Raw genomic sequence first — 18,555 nt, forward strand, 5'->3', positions numbered from 1 at the left:
TAGCCCGGATATTGCGGAATTATTCCCTGTCCGTCACCACATCATCACGCGGTACGGCCGTAATATCCCAGTTCCGTACACTGTATGCCAGCAGTTCAGTCAGGGAAAGCGACAGCGGGTCCGTTTCCGGCAGCGGCTGCCGGAGCACCTGCAACGCCTGCCATAACAGCGGGCGCGGATCACTGAGCGGCACCGGGGTGGCATGATTTTGCTTGGAGAGTTTACGCGCCGCCGGGCCCAGCATCAACGGCAAATGCAGATAATGCGGCTCCGGCAGCCCGAGCTGGCGGTATAATGAGAGCTGATGTGAGGTGGGATACAGTAAATCCGCGCCTCTGACCACCTCTGTCACACCCTGATAATCATCATCGAGCACCACCACCAGGTTATAGGCAAACAGCTTATCTTTGCGGAAGATAATGATATCTTCCTCTGCCGTGGCGTTATCCGTAAACACATCGCCCCGCAGGCCATCGGTAAAATGGTACACCGGATGCGTCCTGATAAGCCGCAGTGCGGCGTTATCCGGCGGCAGTCCGCGCTGACGGCAGGTGCCGGGGTAATGGCCGCCGCTGTCATGGACATCATGCCGTGTGCAGGTGCAGTAATAACACAGCCCGGTGGCTTTCAGTTGCTCAATCACGTCACGGTAAGCATCATGGCGGCGCGACTGATACAGAACACCGCCGTCCCAGTGCAGGCCGTAATGGTCAAGAATACGCAGAATGGCATCCGCAGCACCCGGGACTTCACGGGGCGGGTCGATATCATCAATACGGAGAAGCCAGCGTCCGCCGAGGTGACGGGCCTGAAGATAACTCCCCAGTGCGGTCACCAGAGAGCCGAAATGAAGTGCACCGGAAGGTGAGGGTGCGAAGCGGCCGGTATAACCGGGCGCTGAGCCGGCAGAATATTCCGTCATCTGTAGTGGCATAAAAACGGACGGCGCTGTCAAAGCGCCGTCTGTGGTGAATCTGTCAGCCCGCCATCTGCTTTTCGCGGATTTCAGCCAGCGTCTTACAGTCGATACATAAATCTGCGGTCGGACGCGCCTCTAAACGGCGGATACCGATTTCAACCCCGCAGGACTCACAAAAACCAAAATCGTCGTCCTCAACCTTTTTGAGGGTTTTTTCGATCTTTTTGATCAGTTTGCGTTCGCGGTCACGGTTGCGCAGTTCCAGGCTGAATTCTTCTTCCTGAGCGGCACGGTCAACCGGGTCCGGGAAGTTAGCTGCTTCATCCTGCATGTGCGTGACAGTGCGGTTTACTTCATCCCTGAGTTGGTTGCGCCATGCTTCAAGTATCAGCTTGAAATGGGCCAACTGGGCTTCGTTCATGTATTCTTCGCCTGCCTTCTCGTGATACGGCTCCACGCCGGCAATGGCAAGAATGCTCAGGGACGAGGTTTTACGTTTTTGCCCTTCTTGCATAATGCTTCTCCTACACACGCATGTCTGACAATATCCCTTAGAGGGGAAAAATAGGCCGCTATAGATAGCAGATGATTATGGATAATGCAACCCTTGCTTTCATTAGTTTTGTAAGGTGTGAAGAACAGCGTGTTTATTCACCCCGCAACTCACAAAACATCCTATTTATTATTAAAAAAATTGATATTCACCCCATGAATGCAAAGGGTATCTTTTCTCCGGCAGTGATGCCGTCCGGTGTCATCCGCATTCTGTAACAAATTACTTCAGTTCCGGACTGTGATGCCTGCTGCAAAAGTGATGAATATTTTTTATCAATGTGTGCTGCGTCCGATACGGCCTCAATCCCTGAATGCAGTACAGCAAAAAACAGAACAGCACGATTTCCCGCTTCAGCAATTGCTTGTAACTCACGTAAGTGTTTTTGTCCACGTAAAGTTACGGTGTCGGGAAAATAACCGTGTCCGTTTTCCAGCAGCGTGACGGATTTCACCTCGACATAACAGGGCTTTTTCTGCGGATCGGTCAGTAAAAAATCGACCCGGCTGTTTTCACTGCCGTATCTTACTTCCTGTGCCAGCGTCTGATACCCGGCAAGTTCCGGGATTCGGTTCTGCGCAATCGCCTCAGCCACCACCCGGTTCGCCTGCATTGTATTCACACAAATCAGATGCCCGGCCTGTGTCTGCGTCAGTTCCCAGCTGTGCGGATACTTGCGCTTTGCATTGGCGGATTCGGAATACCAGACGGTATCACCCGGCGTGGCACAGCCTGTCATCGCGCCGGTATTAGCACAATGAATGGTGATGGTGCGCCCGTCCTGCGTGATAATATCCGCCAGAAAACGTTTATAACGCTGCACCAGCGTGCCCGCCTGTAACGGGGGATGAAATTCCATCGTAACTCCTGTCAATGTGACTGCACTTTTCAGGGGGCGGCAATGCTACAATGTTGCGCGTCGAAAGTTAAGCAGATAATGATGAGGTTTTTGTGACATATTCCCCCGTTTGTAACATTTATCCGGCACTCAGTACGGCACTGAAAAGTGCCCCGCAGGTGTTGTTACAGGCTCCGACCGGCAGCGGGAAATCCACTATTCTGCCGTTGCTGATGCTGAAAGACGAATCTGTCACCGGACGGATTATCATGCTGGAGCCCCGCCGTATCGCGGCCCGCAGTGTGGCGCACCGGTTGGCATCGCAGCTCGGGGAGCGTCCGGGGGAAACCGTGGGTTACCGGATGCGCGGTGAAACCAGGATCAGTGCAGCCACCCGGTTTGAGGTTGTTACAGAGGGAATTCTGGTCAGAATGTTACAGCAGGATCCGGAATTATCCGAAGTAAGCATCATTATTCTGGATGAATTCCACGAACGTAATTTGCAGGCTGATCTCGCCCTTGCACTGCTGCTGGATGTGCAGTCCTCACTGCGTGATGATTTGCGTCTGCTGGTGATGTCCGCGACCTTAGATAATGAACAGCTGCTGTCCCTGCTGCCGCAGGCGGAGGTGATCACAGCGGAGGGGCGGGCTTTCCCGGTGGAGAGACGGTATCAGCCGCTCAGTGCGCATCAGCCTTTTATCAGTGAGGTGGCCCGGGCGGTGTTGCAGCTGTATCAGCAGGAGGAAGGCTCTGTGCTGGTGTTTCTGCCGGGACAGGCGGAAATCTGCCGGTTACAGGAACAACTGACCGGTAAAACGGATGCGGATACTCTTATCTGCCCGCTGTACGGCGCACTTTCCCTGAAAGAACAGCAGCAGGCGATTGAACCGCCGCCGCCCGGTATGCGCAAAATCGTGCTGGCGACCAATATTGCCGAAACCAGCCTGACGATTGAAGGTGTGACGCTGGTGGTGGACAGCTGCCTGGAGAAAACCGCGCAGTTTGATCCGCGCAGCGGACTGACCAGGCTGGTGCGCAGCCGCATCAGCCGCTCATCGATGACACAGCGTGCTGGTCGCGCCGGACGTCTGGCGCCGGGGATCTGTCTGCATCTGTGCGGACAGGCGGAAGCCGAACGCGCTGCGGCTCACAGTGAGCCTGAAATCTGTCACAGTGATCTCGCCGGGCTGGTGCTGAACCTGGCGCAGTGGGGCTGCCGTGAGGTCTCACAGCTTGCCTGGCTTGATACCCCGCCTGCCGTGGCGGTACAGGTGGCGAAAAAACTACTGACAGAAATGGGCTGTCTTCTGCCTGACGGCGGACTGACTGCCAAAGGTGAGGCAATGGCCGCTTCCGGGACAGAGCCGCGTCTCTCTGCGTTGTGGCTTTATACCCTTAATGAAGAACCGGCACAGATATACTATGCTGCCCGGCTGATTGCCGCGCTGGAAGAGCCTTCCCGCGAAGGTAACGGTAATCTGCTGCATGATCTGACACATCCGTCCGCACGATGGGATAAGCGGGCGCAGCAGCTGTTACAGGCTGCCGGTCAGCCGGTCAGAAAACCGTCTCATGATCCGGACAACGGCTGGCTGTGCCGCACCTTATTACAGGGCTTTCCGGACAGAATCGCCGGGAAGCGCGGGCGCTCCGGCACATTTTTACTGGCAAACGGTACCGGTGCGGTAACAGATGAAAGCAGCCCGCTCAGCAATGAAGCCGGGCTTATCGCCCCGCTGATCCTGCAAAATGAGCAGCAGGCTAATGCACGGATCCTGAAAGCGGTGCCGTTTGAATTATCACAGCTGACAGAAATGGCACCGCACCTGCTGAAAAAAGAAAACCGCCTGACCCGTGATGAAAACAAAGGCAGCTGGCAGGCGTGGCAGGCGGTTACCTGCGGGCAGCTGATTATTGAGCGGAAACCACTGGCGGCACCGTCTGATGAGGTTGTCCGCGACGCGCTGCTCAGTTGGATCCGCGAACAGGGTTTATCCGTTCTGCCGCTGAATGAAGCCTGTGAGCAGTTACTTATCCGCCAGCAGCTGGCAAATGATCTGTTTCCGGAACAGCCGCTGCCGGCGGCGGATAATGATACACTGCTCGCCGGGCTGGGATCCTGGCTGTCGCCGTATCTGACCGGTGTGCGCAATCAGCAGCAGCTGGCAAAACTGGATTTATACGGCGCGCTGCGTCAGCGGATGGACTGGTCGCAGCAGCAATGGCTTGATGCACAATTCCCGCGTCATTTTGAAGTACCCACCGGCACCCGGATCCCTGTAGAATATGCGGCGGATAAACCGCCGGTGATGGCAGTCCGCATTCAGGAGATGTATGGTGTGCGTGAAACGCCGGTGGTGGCGCAGGGACGGCTGCCGGTGACGGTCAGCCTGTTATCGCCCGCACACCGCCCGATACAGGTGACAGCAGACCTGAAAGCCTTCTGGGGCGGGAGCTACCGGGAGGTGCAGAAAGAGATGAAAGGGCGCTATCCCAAACATTTCTGGCCGGACGATCCGGCAAATGCACAGCCGACAAAGCGTGTAAAAAAGTTTATGTAAATGCAAAGATAGTCTTTGTTTAACGGATTTTTACTGTGTCTGTTGCCGGAATCGGCGACAATAGCAACTGATGAAATAACCGCCTGTCCCGCCCGGCACATGATTGTGCGGCAGACAGACTGACGGGAGAGACCATGTCTGATTTTGATCGTGAACCCACCGGCCGCAGGGGCAGCAAGGCTTCTGCCGGCAAAAAAAGAGGGCGCTCAGACCGCCGTCGCCGCCGGGATGAGGATTATGACGATGATATTGAATACGATGATGAATTCGGTGATGACGAACCGGATGATGATGATTATGACGATGAAGAGGATAGTCCGCGCATGAGTAAAAAAGGGCGCAAAAACAAGCCGCCCAAACGGCGCTGGCGCTGGTTCTGGTTCCTGGTCAAACTCGGCATTGTGATGGCTATCCTGCTGGGGATCTACGGCGTTTATCTGGCCGGAAAAATCAGTGACCGCCTGGACGGTAAAGTCTGGGATCTGCCTGCTGCGGTCTACGGACGTACCGTAAACCTCGAACCGGGCATGGATTACAGCCTGAATGAGATGGTGAAACTGCTTGAAGGTATGCAGTACCGCAAAGTCACCAAAATCACCCGTGCCGGCGAGTTTTCTGTGACCGGTAATACTATTCAGATGCTGCGCCGCCCGTTTGATTTCCCGGACAGTAAAGAAGGGCAGATTAACGCCCGCCTGACTTTCGGCAGCAGCGGACTGGAAAAAATTGAAAACGTGGATAACGGTCGTGAATTCGGTTTCTTCCGCCTCGATCCGAAACTGATCACTATGCTGCAATCCGCAAATGGTGAGCAGCGCCTGTTCCTGGCCCGCAGCGGCTTCCCGGATGAGCTGGTCAAAGCCCTGCTGGTGACCGAAGACCGCAATTTCTATGAGCATGACGGTATCAGCATCACCTCCATCGGGCGTGCCCTTCTGGCAAACCTGACGGCGGGACGTGCGGTTCAGGGCGGCAGTACCCTGACACAGCAGCTGGTGAAAAACCTGTTCTTATCCAATGAACGGACACTGGTGCGTAAAGCCAATGAAGCCTATATGGCGCTCATTATGGATTACCGTTACGACAAAGACCGTATTCTGGAACTGTATCTCAACGAAGTGTATCTGGGACAGAGCGGGGATGAGCAAATCCGCGGCTTCCCGCTGGCGAGCCTCTATTACTTCGGCCGTCCGGTGGATGAGCTGAGCCTCGACCAGGTGGCACTGCTGGTGGGGATGGTAAAAGGTGCGTCGGTCTATAACCCGTGGCGTAACCCGCAAAATGCCCTTGAGCGCCGTAACGTGGTGCTGAAACTCCTGCAAACCCAGGGCGGTGTGATCGATCAGGAAATGTATGATGTCCTGAGTGCGCGTCCGCTGGGTGTGAAAGAGAAAAGTGGCGTGATCACCCCGCAGCCTGCATTTATGCAACTGGTCCGTCAGGAACTGCGCGAGAAGCTCGGCGATAAAGTGGATGATCTGTCCGGCGTGAAAATCTTCACCACACTGGATCCGGTTTCCCAGGATGCGGCTGAAAATGCCGTTGAGGAAGGCGTGAAAGCCATCCGTGCAGAGCGTAAAAAACCGGAGCTGGAAGGGGCGATGGTGGTGGTTGACCGCATCAGCGGCGAAGTCCGCGCGATGGTCGGCGGCTCCCAGCCACAGTTTGCCGGGTTTAACCGCGCTATGGCAGCGGAACGCTCTATCGGCTCGCTGGCAAAACCGATGACTTATCTCACCGCGCTTGGTATTCCGGACACTTATCGTCTGAACACCTGGCTGGACGACCAGCCGCTGACCATTAATGTTCCGGGCGGCGGCGGTACCTGGTCACCGCGTAACGACAGCAAAACCTTCAGCGGCCGTGTGATGCTGGTGGATGCGCTGGCGCGCTCTATCAACGTACCGACGGTTAACCTCGGTATGGCGGTTGGTCTGGATGCGGTGGCGGATACCTTTGTCCGTCTCGGCGCGCCGGCGAAAAATATCCAGAAAGTCCCGGCGATGCTGCTCGGTGCGGTAAACCTGACACCATTGCAGGTCTCTCAGCTGTTCCAGACCATCGGCAGCGGCGGTAACCGCGCGACACTGTCCGCACTGCGCTCGGTGATTGCGGAAGACGGCACGGTGATTTATCAGAGCTTCCCGCAGGCACAGCGCGCGGTGGCTCCGCAGGCGGCTTATATGACGCTGTACGGCATGCAGCAGGTGGTAGAACGCGGTACCGCGGCCCGCCGTCTGGGATCGAAATTCGGTAAATACCATCTGGCCGGTAAGACCGGGACTACTAATCTGATGCGCGACAGCTGGTTTGTCGGTATCGACGGCAAAGAAGTCACCGTATCCTGGATGGGGCTGGATGATAACAGCCCGTCCGGCCTGTACGGCGGCTCCGGTGCCCTGGTGCTTTATGGCCGTTATCTGGACAATCAGCCGCCGCTGGCACTGAACCTCACTCCGCCGGAAGATATCGCAGAGATGTCTGTCAATGCGGACGGCAATTTTGTCTGCAACGGCGTGGGTGTCACCCGGGCATTACCGGTCTGGACAACGGACGCACAGGCGCTGTGCGGACAGCAGGCACCGGCTCAGCAGCAGGGCGAAGAAGCCCCCGGCTGGCTGAAAGAGATGTTCGAACAGTAATCCCCTGTTCTGCGAAAAGCACTGAAAACCCGCCGCAAGGCGGGTTTTGTTTTTTTAGTGACCATTGCGGATTAGGTGTAATGGCATTATGATCAAGTATGCGATATAGGTCCGGAGGAAAAATGAAAAACAGTAAGAAAACGCCACAGACGCTGATAATGCCTGATAGTGAACAGTTAATCCGGGCTGTTGTAACATCTACAGCGGTTGAAACCGGACAGGAGCCTCAGAAACTGGCTGAGGCTCTGAAAGAAAAACGTGAAAAATATGCCCACCTCAGACTGGCTGTTTAGTTTTTGCTGAGTGCCTGATTAACCTAATATTTCATTGGTTCATAATTCAGATTTAATGCTGCGTGGATAGCAGCAATATAATGTGCCGGATGTTGTTTCCAGCAGCTGTAATCCAGAGGCGGTAACCCACTCTGAACTGCCATAACATCAGCGATAAGGCGGGACAAACGGCCATTTCCTTCACGAAACGGATGAATCAGAATAAACTCAGTGTGTACGACTGCGATGGCTTCAGTTAGTTGTTCTCTGGTCATTCCTGTACAGGGCGTGTACCTGCTCAGAAATTCTTTTTCGAATTGTGAAAGCAACCCCGCAATTCTGCCTGCAGGCGCGAAGATGAAGTTATCTTTGCTGATATTAACAGTCCGGATTTGCCCGGCCCAGTCATAGATATTCCCCAGCCACTGACGGTGCCATTGTTTTATTAGTGGTACGGTAATTTTTCCGGCAGGAAATGCAGTACTGAAAACAATCTTATAAAGCTTTTCCAGCAGTACTAATTCGGCATCATTAATATCATTGGTTTCAGACAACTGAAGCTTGTTTTCCAAAACATCATCACCTGAACCGGCAGCAAATTTCCCTTCACTGTTTGATACATGATACTTATTCATTCTGCTGATTTATCCGTTTTACTGTGTGGTATGTTTTATCCCGGACAAAAATTAAACCATAAAAAAACTGCGCCGAATTCGTTGCATTGAACGTTTGCGGCGCAGTTCACAGTTAAAAGCCGGTGACGATTACTTCTTCTGCTTCGCTTCCTCAGCAGCTTCTTCGGCTTCCACTTCTTCATACCAGCGCGGGTGATGTTTCTTCGCCCAGCGGCGGCTGACTTTACCTTCCACCATACCTTTGATCGATCCTTTCACCCAGAAGGCCATATACATATGGATCAGGATGGCGTGGATCAGGACGATAGCCGCCGTTGCGTGGATCAGCAGACTCCAGCGGATCATCCACATCGGGAAGTAGTGTGCAAAGTACGGACGCCAGATGATGATCCCGGTGGCAAGCAGGACGAAGATCATGCTCATAATGCTCCAGAACATCATTTTCTGTCCGGCGTTGTATTTACCGACACGCGCCACATGATGCTCATTGCCTTTCAGCACTTCGATAATGTTTTTAATCCAAGGCAGATCTTCTCTGTCCGGGATGTTGTGCTTAACGAAGCGGAAAAACATAAACATCAGCACGACGAAAATCAGCACACCAAAGAACGGGTGCAGAATACGCCCCATTGCCGGCGTCCCGAAAGTTTCCGTCAGCCATTGCAGTGTCGGGAAGAACAGCGCAATACCGGATAAGGAGACCAGGAAAAAGCAGATCACCACTGTCCAGTGACAGGCACGATCAATAAACTTCGTGCGGACGATCATTTTGCTTTTCTTACTCATGGTGAGTTTCCTCCTCTTCCTCATCGTCCGTCTCTTTGTTCGGGCCGATCCCCACATAGTGGAATACCAGTCCGGCAAAGGTAGCGATGAACCCGATAGCTGACAGCGGTTTCAGTACCCCTTTCCAGAGATCAATCGGTGTATCAATCTGCGGATCTTTCGGCAGCCCGTGATAGAGCTCCGGATTATCCGCGTGCTGCAGCACATACATCACGTGTGTGCCGCCGACACCGTCCGGATTGTAGACTCCGGCATTGGCAAAGCCGCGTTTTTTCAGCTTCTGTACGCGCTCGTCCGCCACTTCCAGCATGTCTTTTTTGGTGCCGAAATGGATAGCACCGGTCGGACAGGTTTTCACACAGGCAGGCTCCTGGCCCACGCTGACCCGGTCAACACAGAGTGTGCATTTGTACACCCGGTTATCTTTCGGATTCAGACGCGGAATATTGAACGGGCAACCCGCAATACAGTAGCCGCAGCCGATGCAGTGTTCTGACTGGAAATCAACAATACCGTTGGCATACTGAATAATCGCACCGGCAGACGGACAGGCTTTCAGACATCCCGGATCCGAACAGTGCATGCAGCCGTCCTTGCGGATCAGCCATTCCAGTTTGCCGTTCTCTTTGGTTTCGCTGAACCGCATGACAGTCCAGGATTTGGCGCTGAGATCAGTCGGGTTATCATAAACCCCGGTACAGAACCCGACCTCATCACGGATGTCATTCCATTCGGAACAGGCCACCTGACAGGCTTTACAGCCGATACAGGTGGACACATCGATCAGCTTGGCGACTTCAAACTTGTCGTCACGGGCCTGAGGAGGCGGCGTTATGCTGTTGGTCGCAGAACGTTTGATAATGTCTTGAGATTGCATGGACATAATTCCTCCTTACGCCTTCTCGATGTTGACTAAGAACGCTTTGAATTCAGGCGTTTGCGAGTTGGCGTCACCGACTCCCGGCGTCAGTGTGTTGGTGATAAAGCCTTTTTGGGCAGCACCTTCAAAACCCCAGTGGATCGGGAGCCCGACCGTTTCGACCGGTTTACCGTCCACCATCAGTGTCTGAAGGCGCGGTGTCACTACCGCAACCGCGCGGATAAAGCCGCGTTTACTGCTGACTTTTACTTTATCGCCGCTGCGTATCCCTTTGGCTGCGCCCAGGGTTTCACTGATTTCCACAAACTGTTCCGGTTGTGCGATAGCATTGAGCCGCGCATGTTTGGTCCAGGTATGGAAATGCTCGGTCAGGCGATAGGTTGTGCCCACATACGGGAATTCCGTGTGACTGCCCAGACGGTTTTTGTCGTCCTCAAAGATACGGGCGGCCGGGTTGGATATCACCTCCGGATGCAGCGGGTTAGTACCAATCGGCGTTTCAAACGGCTCATAGTGTTCCGGGAACGGTCCTTCCGCCATTTTATCGATGGCAAACAGACGGCCTAAACCTTCCGGCTGCATGATAAACGGCCCGGTACCGGCTTCCGGCGCAGAGGCGTTGAAGTCAGGGATATCGTTACCGACCCACTTCTTGCCGTTCCACTCGATAAGCACGCGGTTTTTATCCCACGGTTTACCCTGCGGATCGGCTGAGGCGCGGTTATAAATAACACGGCGGTTCAGCGGCCATGCCCATGCCCAGCCGAGGGTGTTACCGATGCCGGACGGGTCACTGTTATCCCGTTTCGCCATCTGGTTGCCCTGTTCCGTCCAGCAGCCGGTGTAGATCCAGCAGGAGGACGCAGTTGAACCGTCATCACGCAGCAGCGCAAAGGAGCTGAGCAGCTCGCCTTTTTTGGCCTGTAAATTGCCGTTGGCGTCATACAGATCTTCAAGGGCCACGCCGTTGTTCTCTTTGGCGACTTCATCGGATTCCGGATTGAACGGCTGCTTGTAATCCCAGGACATTTTCATCAGCTGGTCAACACCCTGACCGCCTTCCTGCTGATACAGTTCGCGCATTTTCCACAGAATACCGGCAAGGATCTGACCATCGGTACGGGCTTCCCCCGGGGCATCCGCTGCTTTCCAGTGCCACTGTAACCAGCGGCCGGAGTTGGCAATCGAGCCGTCTTCTTCCGCGAAACAGGTGGACGGCAGACGGAACACTTCGGTCTGAATGGATGCCGGATCCACATCATTCATATCACCGTGGTTCTGCCAGAAACTTGCGGTTTCAGTGCTCAGCGGATCAACGGTTACCAGGTATTTCAGTTTGCTCAGGCAACTGACCACTTTGTTTTTGTCCGGGAAGGACGCGACCGGGTTAAAGCCCTGACAGATATAACCGTTGATTTCGCCTTTGTTCATCATGTCGAAATACTTCAGCACGTCATAAGCCTGATCCCATTTCGGCAGCCAGTCATAGCCCCACTGGTTCTCTTTGGTTGCTTCATCGCCGTAGAAGGATTTCATCAGGCTGACGAAGAACTTCGGATAGTTGCTCCAGTAGTTGACCTGGCCCGGCAGCGTGGCTTTCGGCGTATTGGCTTTCAGATAGCTGTCGATATCAGTCTGTTTCTCAGACGGCAGGGTCAGATAACCCGGCAGACTGGTGGAGAGCAGGCCCAGGTCTGTCAGACCCTGAATGTTGGAGTGACCGCGCAGGGCGTTCACGCCGCCGCCTGCCACACCCATGTTACCGAGCAGCAGCTGGATCATTGCCATGGTACGGATGTTCTGCGCGCCGACGGTATGCTGCGTCCAGCCGAGGGCATACAGGAAGGTTGCCGCACGGTTGGCCGGGCTGGTGGAGGCCAGAATCTCACAGACTTTGAGGAAATCCGCCTGTGGCGTGCCGCAGATTTTTTCCACCATCTCCGGCGTATAACGGCTGACGTGTTCTTTCAGCTTATTCCACACACACTGCGGGTTCTGCAGGGTGTCGTCACGCAGCGCATAGCCATCTTCACCGAACTGGTAATTCCAGGTGGTTTTGTCGTAACGGCGTTTTTCAGCATCGTAGCCGCTGAATAAACCGTCTTTGAATGTGTAATCCTCACGCACCAGTAACGGTGCATTGGTGTAATGGCGCACGTACTCGTCGTGGAATTTTCCGTTTTCCATCAGGTACAGGATCACGCCGGAAAGGAACGTAATGTCGGTCCCGGAACGGATAGGGATGTAGTGATCCGCCACGGAAGCGGTCCGCGTAAAGCGCGGATCGATAACGATCAGTGTGGCATCATTGTTGTTTTTCGCTTCCATCGCCCAGCGGAAACCGACAGGATGTGCTTCCGCAGCATTCCCGCCCATCACCACAACGACGTTGGCGTTTTTGATATCAACCCAGTGGTTGGTCATGGCACCGCGACCAAATGTCGGAGCAAGACTTGCTACCGTTGGTCCGTGTCAGACACGCGCCTGGTTATCGACTGCCAGCATCCCGAGGGAACGGGTAAATTTCTGGGTTAACATCCCGGTTTCGTTGCTGGCGGCAGAGGCGCAGAGCATCCCGGTGGTCAGCCAGCGGTTTACCGTGGTGCCTTCGCTGTTTTTCTCAATGAAGTTGGCATCACGGTCGGCTTTCATCAGACGGGCGATACGCTCAAAAGCGTCATCCCAGCTGATGCGCTGCCATTTATCCGAGCCCGGCGCGCGGTACTGCGGATAACGCAGACGGCTTTCACTGTGAATATAATCAAGCAGACCGGCACCTTTCGGGCATAACGCCCCGCGGTTGACCGGGTGATCAGGGTCGCCCTCGACGTGGAAAATCGCTGATTTGGCATTCATGGCACCATCACCCATGCTGTAAATCAGTAATCCGCATCCGACGGAGCAATAGGTACAGGTGTTACGGGTCTCTTTTGAACGGAGTAATTTGTATTCCCGGACATTAGACATTGCTACTGACGGCATAAAGCCTAAAGCGGCGGCAGTTGTTCCGGCGAGACCGCCGGCACAAACCTTAAAGAACTGTCTGCGGCTGAAATTCATCGCATCCTCTTTTTTATTTATTTGTAAAAAATCGTGAGGAGAATATCAGCAAAGGTTGAATTTATATTGCCTGAAATCAATGAAAGTGAACTTTGATGTTTAATAATTATCAATTGGGGTTTTTAGTGTTTTGTAAATAATCACAAAGTGGTAGAGAAAATTAAGAATATTGATTCAGATCAATTAAAAAAATAAGCGTCCGGAGAAAAAAGAAAAATAAGTCAAATTTCACCGGCGGCACATAATAAGATTATATTTGTTAAAAAACAATTTAAAAATGGCGGATATCCGAATCATCATTTTTAAAATGGGAAGGGGATTGCCCCATCTGTTTTTTAAACATAATTGAGAATGCCCCCGCACTGTTGTAACCCAGCTCATACGCCACTTCGGTAATCGATTTTCCGGACAGAATATGAGACAGCGAGTTCAGAAGACACGCCTGCTGCCGCCATTCTGAAAATGACATCCCGGTCTGGGTGCGGAAAAAACGGCTGAAAGAGCGCTCGCTTTTGTGCAGCTGTTCCGCCCATTCCCCCGGTTGTGAGGTGATAACCGGTTTGCGCATAAACTCACGGCACAGACGACCGAGCTTCTCATCACGCGGGATCGGCGCGAAAAACGGCAGCGGGGGCATACGCGCCAGCTCGCAGAGGATCAGCTGCATAAGCACACCGTCACGCCCCTGAATATCATATTCCGCCGGGCTATCCACCGCCTCCAGCAGCAGCTGGCGCAGCAGCGGGGAGACACTCACAACTTCACAACTGACGGCGTGACGCGGCTTTGCTGCCGGTTCGATATACAGACTGCGCGTGCTGACATTCAGCATCCGGGTTTCATGAGCGACCTGTTCCGGGATCCACACACCACAGGACGGCGGGATCACCCACTCGCCGTCTGCGGTACTGACTTCAATCAGCCCGGTGGCCGGATATAAAAACTGTGCCCGGCGGTGAGCGTGGTATTCCAGCAGGGTATCGGGCAGATAATCGGTGCCGAGCGCAATGACATCCCGCGCGATATTATCCACGCTTTTTAACGGAATATTTCTCATGAGTGCTGTGCTCCGTATCTGACTGAAAGTAAAAACCGGCGGGTGTTATATCAGATCCCGCCACCGCAAAACAGGGCTTTTGTGACAATAACAGACGCGGATGCCACATCTGTATTATTACGGTAACAAACATAAAACGTTCAGTTAACAGTAACCGGAAACAGGCCGGAATTCAAATGTCGTTGTCTGATTTGCGCATGGCGGCAATATATTAATCCATTACTATTTTGCTGCCGCCATTCTGTTTATACAGATTTTAATTATTTCCGGTTATTAAGCGATTACCGGTGGCGTGAAGTTATTTCCGGTCATTTAAAATTAAATAATATTTATTATTTCCTGATGTTTTAAATACCGCACTCTGTTTCTCACCCGGGGTAAATCCATTATGAGTCATCAATCCGGCCACGATAATGAAAAATCCGGCGCTCCCGGCGAAATAAGCCGCCGCCGCTTTATACAGGTCAGTTCTGTATTATCTGCGGTGCCGTTTCTGGCATCCGAAAGTATTGCATCCGCGCCGGCTGATCCGGCACATATTCCGGTTCATCAGACGGATGACGGCGTGCGCATTGTACCGACCTGCAGCAGTTTTGACTGCGGCGGGAAATGTGATATCCGCGCTCATATCAAAGACGGAAAAGCTATTCGCATCACGACCCGGCCGGATGCGGAACTCAATGAAGAGATGCCGATCATGCGGGCCTGCGTGCGCGGACGCGGCTACCGGAAATTTATTTATCATCCTGATCGCCTGAAATACCCGATGAAGCGGGTCGGTAAGCGCGGTGAGGGTCGTTTTGAACGCATCAGCTGGGAAGAAGCGACCAGCCTGATTGCCGCCGAATGGCAGCGCATCAGTGACAAATACGGCCCGGCATCACGGTTTGTCAGCCTGAGTACCGGGGTGACCGGCGGGATTTTTTCCGGCGCGAATATGCTGCGCCGCCTGTTTAATCTGACCGGCGGCTTTCTGGAAAACTATCATTCCGTCAGTAACGGCAACACCATGGCGGCCACGCCCTATACCTACGGCACGGCGGCCAGCGGCAGCACACTCGATACCCTGGAAAATACGCCGCTGGTGATCCTGTGGGGACATAATCCGAACGAAACGATTTTCGGGCACAGTAACCACTATTTCCAGAAGATGAAAAAAAACGGCACCAAATTTATTGTCGTTGATCCGCGCTATTCCGATACCGCCTCTTCGCTGGCGGATCAGTGGATCCCGCTGCTGCCGACCACCGACAACGCGATGATGGATGCGATGATGTATGTCATCGTGACAGAAAATCTGCACGATCAGGCATTTATTGATAAATACACCCTGGGTTTCAGTGAAGATCAGATGCCGGAAAGCGTGGCGGATAATGAATCGCTGGTGGCGTATCTGACCGGCCGCAAAGACGGCATGGCCAAAACCCCGGAATGGGCAGAGAAAATCACCAAAGTCCCGGCGGACACTATCCGTCAGCTGGCGCGTGAATATGCCACAACCAAACCGGCGGTGCTGATGCAGGGCTGGGGGCCGCAGCGTCATATCTGCGGTGAGCGCAGTGCGCGCGGGGCCACGCTGCTGGCAACGATTACCGGTAATGTCGGTGTGCGTGGCGGCTGGGCAGCGGGTTACGGCATGGCGCTGAATCCGGAATTGCGTAAAACCATCGCCGGACCGGTGCTGTTTGATAACCCGGTCAAAGCCAAAATCAACATCACCAACCAGGTGCAGGCGTGCGAAGACAAAAACCTGGTGACGCCGGATAACGGACTGAAAAATGCAGACAAACTCGACACCGAAATCAAAATGATTTTCTCGATGGCGGGTAACTACATGACCAACCAGAACACCGATATTCTTCATGCCGCAAGCGTGCTGGAGGATGAATCAAAAGTCGAATTTATCGTCTGCAGTGACCTCTATCTCACTCCGAGTGCGAAATATGCTGACCTGCTGCTGCCGGAAACCAGTTTTCTGGAACGCTGGAATATCGGCGGCACCTGGAGTTACGGCGATTATCTGATCCTGTCTGAAAAAGCCATTGAGCCGGAGTTTGAACGCCGTACTGATTATGACTGGCTGTGCGAAGTGGCAGAGAAACTGGGTGTCCGTGATGCTTTCACCGAAGGCCATGAAACAGATCGCGACTGGATAGAGTTTCTCGTCAATGACGCGGCACAGAAGCGCCCGGAAGATAACATTCCAACCTTTGATGAGCTGCTGGTCAAACGCCGCCATTTATTAACGCATCGTCCGCATACGCAGAATGTCGCGTTTGAGCAGAATATTCAGGATCCGGAAAACAACCCGTTCCCGACCCCGTCCGGCAAAATCGAGATTTTCTCCAAACGCCTGTATGACATGCACAATCCGGAGATCCCGGCGCTGTCTCACTATGTTCCGGCAACAGAAGGACCGGAAGACAGTCTGACCGCGAAATATCCGTTACAGCTGATCACCTGGAAAGGGCGCAACCGCGCGAACTCCACGCAGTTTGCCAACCCGTGGTTACAGGAAGTGCAGCGCCAGGAGTTGTGGATCAACCCGGCGGATGCGGCTGATCGCGGCGTCAGTGACGGTGAGAAAGTGAAAGTGCATAACGATCGCGGTATCACCATGATCCCGGTGAAAATCACACCGCGCATTATGCCGGGCGTGGTGGCATTACAGGCCGGCGCCTGGTGGCAGCCGGACAGCAACGGCATTGATCAGGGTGGATGTGCCAACGTGCTCACCTCGTCACGCAGTACCGCGCTCGCCCACGGCAACGCGCACCAGACACTATTAGTTGAGGTGGAAAAAGCATGAGTAAATTCATTGTTTATCCGGCAGTCAGTGACAAACAGTTAGGTTTCTATATTGATTCCGCCCGCTGCTCCGGCTGCAAGGCGTGTCAGGTGGCGTGCAAGGACAAAAATAATCTTGATGTCGGCCGCCGTTTCCGTCGCGTGTATGAAATGACCGGCGGCGGCTACAGCCGCAATAAAAACGGTGCGCTGATTAATAACGTGTTCGCCTGCACACTCTCCATCTCCTGTAACCACTGCAAAGATCCGATCTGCGTGCGCAACTGCCCGACAATCGCAATGCATAAGCGCGAAGGGGACGGCATTGTGATGGTCAATACCGATAAATGTGTCGGCTGCGGTGCCTGTGCGTGGTCGTGTCCGTACGGCGCACCGCAGATGAATCCGGAAACGAAACAGATGTCGAAATGCGATTTCTGTATTGATCTTCAGCAGAAAGGTGAGCAGCCGGTATGTGTCAGCACCTGTCCGCTCGGGGCGATTCAGTTCGGACCAATTGAGGAACTGCGGGCGAAATACGGCTCACTCGATTACGTGACAGGTTTGCCGGATCCGTCAATCACGCATCCGAATCTGGTGATCAATCCGCATCAGGGCGCAAATTTTGATGACATGAACAGTGAGAGAAAAGAAAAATGAATGAGTGGTCACTTTTAATTTTCACTTACATGATGAATGCGGCGGCGGGGCTGTGCGTTATGAGCGGGGTGTTTGCCGTGCATCTCAGCCGCTGCCTCCCGGCGGACAGTTTCAAACGCTTTATGATGCTGACGATTTTTATTATCTGCACCATTGCGGGGGCTGGCTCGGTCGCATCAATTACCCACCTCGGCGTGCCGCTTAATGCGCCGAATGCCGTTAATAATGTGTTCAGTGCCTGGCTCAGCCGTGAAGTGGTGGTAACGGCCGCGTTTGTCGGTGCGCTCGGTGTCAGTTTTCTCTGGCTGTGGAAGACAGGAAAATTCTCTTTTCTGTTATACGGTGGCGCCATGGCTGTCGGGCTGGCTGATATTTTTTGTATGGCATCGATTTACCGTTACACCTCGATTCTGACCTGGAATGACATCAACACCTATCTGATGTTTTACGGCACAACACTGACACTCGGTGCCGTCCTGTTTGTGCCGGTGGTGATGGTGATCCGGAAAGCCGGACACCGGGCCGGGATTACACTGCCCGCAGACACATTATCATTATCACAGCTGTGGCTGCTGTGGGGAGTGATGGCGGTAAGTCTGATCGGGCGCCTGCTGTATCAGCCGTTTTATGCGCATTACCTGACCCGTACACAGCTGACACACAAATCAATCACATTCCCGCTGTCACCCATTGAAGCGTATGACAGTATTGCCGGGCTGCGGATTGGTGTCTGGGGTGCGGCGGTGATTGGTGTGGCACTCTGCGGTATCTCTCTGGTGCGGGCACAGAAAAAAGCACGCAGCGGTTTACCGGTCTGCGCCGGGTTTATCAGCGGCTGTCTGCTGACCATCGCGGCAGAGTTTATGCTGCGTTATGTGTTCTATTACATTCATATCTGACGG

14 protein-coding genes are annotated in these 18,555 nt (G+C 53.7%); 6 read left to right on the forward strand and 8 right to left on the reverse strand.

Annotated features, from left to right (window positions below):
• Positions 1 to 19: 19 nt before the first annotated feature.
• From gluQRS to sfsA, 3 genes are all read right to left on the reverse strand, one after another.
• Positions 20 to 922 (reverse strand): tRNA glutamyl-Q(34) synthetase GluQRS, encoded by a 903-nt coding sequence (gene gluQRS, locus X965_RS10205; protein WP_032097904.1) that lies wholly within the window; start codon positions 920 to 922, stop codon positions 20 to 22.
• A gap of 55 nt (positions 923 to 977) precedes the next feature.
• A complete protein-coding gene (gene dksA / locus X965_RS10210) occupies positions 978 to 1,433 on the reverse strand; it encodes an RNA polymerase-binding protein DksA (RefSeq protein WP_004238923.1) in 456 nt (151 codons plus the stop codon).
• 187 nt (positions 1,434 to 1,620) lie between these two features.
• Entirely contained in the window at positions 1,621 to 2,331 is a 711-nt protein-coding gene (gene sfsA / locus X965_RS10215) for a DNA/RNA nuclease SfsA (protein WP_004235992.1), read from the reverse strand.
• Positions 2,332 to 2,423: 92 nt separating this feature from the next.
• Here sfsA and hrpB point away from each other — a divergent pair, with 92 nt between their 5' ends.
• The 3 genes from hrpB to X965_RS19555 all read left to right on the forward strand — a co-directional run bounded on the left by hrpB (position 2,424) and on the right by X965_RS19555 (position 7,809).
• Positions 2,424 to 4,874, forward strand: a complete 2,451-nt coding sequence (gene hrpB, locus X965_RS10220) for an ATP-dependent helicase HrpB (RefSeq protein ID WP_015422493.1) — start codon at positions 2,424 to 2,426, stop codon at positions 4,872 to 4,874.
• A 134-nt stretch (positions 4,875 to 5,008) separates the two neighbouring features.
• On the forward strand, positions 5,009 to 7,516 hold the full coding sequence (gene mrcB, locus X965_RS10225; protein WP_036417973.1) for a bifunctional glycosyl transferase/transpeptidase: 2,508 nt from the start codon (positions 5,009 to 5,011) through the stop codon (positions 7,514 to 7,516).
• Positions 7,517 to 7,638: 122 nt separating this feature from the next.
• A complete protein-coding gene (locus tag X965_RS19555; protein ID WP_004235989.1) occupies positions 7,639 to 7,809 on the forward strand; it encodes a hypothetical protein in 171 nt (56 codons plus the stop codon).
• Positions 7,810 to 7,832: 23 nt separating this feature from the next.
• Here X965_RS19555 and X965_RS10230 read toward each other — a convergent pair whose 3' ends face one another.
• From X965_RS10230 to X965_RS10255, 5 genes are all read right to left on the reverse strand, one after another.
• A complete protein-coding gene (locus X965_RS10230) occupies positions 7,833 to 8,423 on the reverse strand; it encodes a Fic family protein (RefSeq protein ID WP_004235988.1) in 591 nt (196 codons plus the stop codon).
• 129 nt (positions 8,424 to 8,552) lie between these two features.
• Positions 8,553 to 9,209, reverse strand: a complete 657-nt coding sequence (gene fdnI, locus X965_RS10235) for a formate dehydrogenase-N subunit gamma (RefSeq protein WP_004235987.1) — start codon at positions 9,207 to 9,209, stop codon at positions 8,553 to 8,555.
• A complete protein-coding gene (gene fdxH / locus X965_RS10240; protein WP_004235986.1) occupies positions 9,202 to 10,092 on the reverse strand; it encodes a formate dehydrogenase subunit beta in 891 nt (296 codons plus the stop codon). Before fdxH ends, fdnI begins: the two co-directional genes overlap by 8 nt.
• Before the next feature lie 9 nt (positions 10,093 to 10,101).
• Positions 10,102 to 13,149 carry a formate dehydrogenase-N subunit alpha gene (gene fdnG, locus X965_RS10245; protein WP_139144829.1) on the reverse strand — a complete coding sequence of 1,016 codons (3,048 nt, stop codon included), beginning with the start codon at positions 13,147 to 13,149 and terminating at the stop codon, positions 10,102 to 10,104.
• Positions 13,150 to 13,420: 271 nt separating this feature from the next.
• A complete protein-coding gene (locus X965_RS10255; RefSeq protein WP_004235983.1) occupies positions 13,421 to 14,206 on the reverse strand; it encodes a helix-turn-helix domain-containing protein in 786 nt (261 codons plus the stop codon).
• A 388-nt stretch (positions 14,207 to 14,594) separates the two neighbouring features.
• On the opposite strand from X965_RS10255, the gene X965_RS10260 reads away from it, so the two are divergent.
• From X965_RS10260 to X965_RS10270, 3 genes are read left to right on the forward strand one after another with little or no spacing between them, the layout of a single operon-like run.
• Entirely contained in the window at positions 14,595 to 17,015 is a 2,421-nt protein-coding gene (locus X965_RS10260) for a DMSO/selenate family reductase complex A subunit (protein ID WP_036413944.1), read from the forward strand.
• Positions 17,012 to 17,653, forward strand: coding sequence for a DMSO/selenate family reductase complex B subunit (locus tag X965_RS10265; RefSeq protein ID WP_004235981.1), 642 nt, complete (start codon positions 17,012 to 17,014; stop codon positions 17,651 to 17,653). Before X965_RS10260 ends, X965_RS10265 begins: the two co-directional genes overlap by 4 nt.
• Positions 17,650 to 18,552, forward strand: a complete 903-nt coding sequence (locus X965_RS10270) for a DmsC/YnfH family molybdoenzyme membrane anchor subunit (RefSeq protein ID WP_004235980.1) — start codon at positions 17,650 to 17,652, stop codon at positions 18,550 to 18,552. The genes X965_RS10265 and X965_RS10270 overlap by 4 nt, the downstream gene beginning before the upstream one ends.
• The last annotated feature ends 3 nt before the right edge of the window (positions 18,553 to 18,555 follow it).

Origin of the sequence: Morganella sp. EGD-HP17 (assembly GCF_000512315.2) — a bacterium.
Classification (GTDB): Bacteria; Pseudomonadota; Gammaproteobacteria; order Enterobacterales; family Enterobacteriaceae; genus Morganella; species Morganella morganii.

Excerpts from the sequence above, each read along its gene's own strand:
- gluQRS (WP_032097904.1), bottom strand. The coding sequence starts at position 922 with ATGACGGAATATTCTGCCGGCTCAGCGCCCGGTTATACCGGCCGCTTC.
- dksA (WP_004238923.1), bottom strand. The coding sequence starts at position 1,433 with ATGCAAGAAGGGCAAAAACGTAAAACCTCGTCCCTGAGCATTCTTGCC.
- sfsA (WP_004235992.1), bottom strand. The coding sequence starts at position 2,331 with ATGGAATTTCATCCCCCGTTACAGGCGGGCACGCTGGTGCAGCGTTAT.
- mrcB (WP_036417973.1), top strand. The coding sequence starts at position 5,009 with ATGTCTGATTTTGATCGTGAACCCACCGGCCGCAGGGGCAGCAAGGCT.
- X965_RS19555 (WP_004235989.1), top strand. The coding sequence starts at position 7,639 with ATGAAAAACAGTAAGAAAACGCCACAGACGCTGATAATGCCTGATAGT.
- X965_RS10230 (WP_004235988.1), bottom strand. The coding sequence starts at position 8,423 with ATGAATAAGTATCATGTATCAAACAGTGAAGGGAAATTTGCTGCCGGT.
- fdnI (WP_004235987.1), bottom strand. The coding sequence starts at position 9,209 with ATGAGTAAGAAAAGCAAAATGATCGTCCGCACGAAGTTTATTGATCGT.
- fdxH (WP_004235986.1), bottom strand. The coding sequence starts at position 10,092 with ATGTCCATGCAATCTCAAGACATTATCAAACGTTCTGCGACCAACAGC.
- X965_RS10255 (WP_004235983.1), bottom strand. The coding sequence starts at position 14,206 with ATGAGAAATATTCCGTTAAAAAGCGTGGATAATATCGCGCGGGATGTC.
- X965_RS10260 (WP_036413944.1), top strand. The coding sequence starts at position 14,595 with ATGAGTCATCAATCCGGCCACGATAATGAAAAATCCGGCGCTCCCGGC.
- X965_RS10265 (WP_004235981.1), top strand. The coding sequence starts at position 17,012 with ATGAGTAAATTCATTGTTTATCCGGCAGTCAGTGACAAACAGTTAGGT.
- X965_RS10270 (WP_004235980.1), top strand. The coding sequence starts at position 17,650 with ATGAATGAGTGGTCACTTTTAATTTTCACTTACATGATGAATGCGGCG.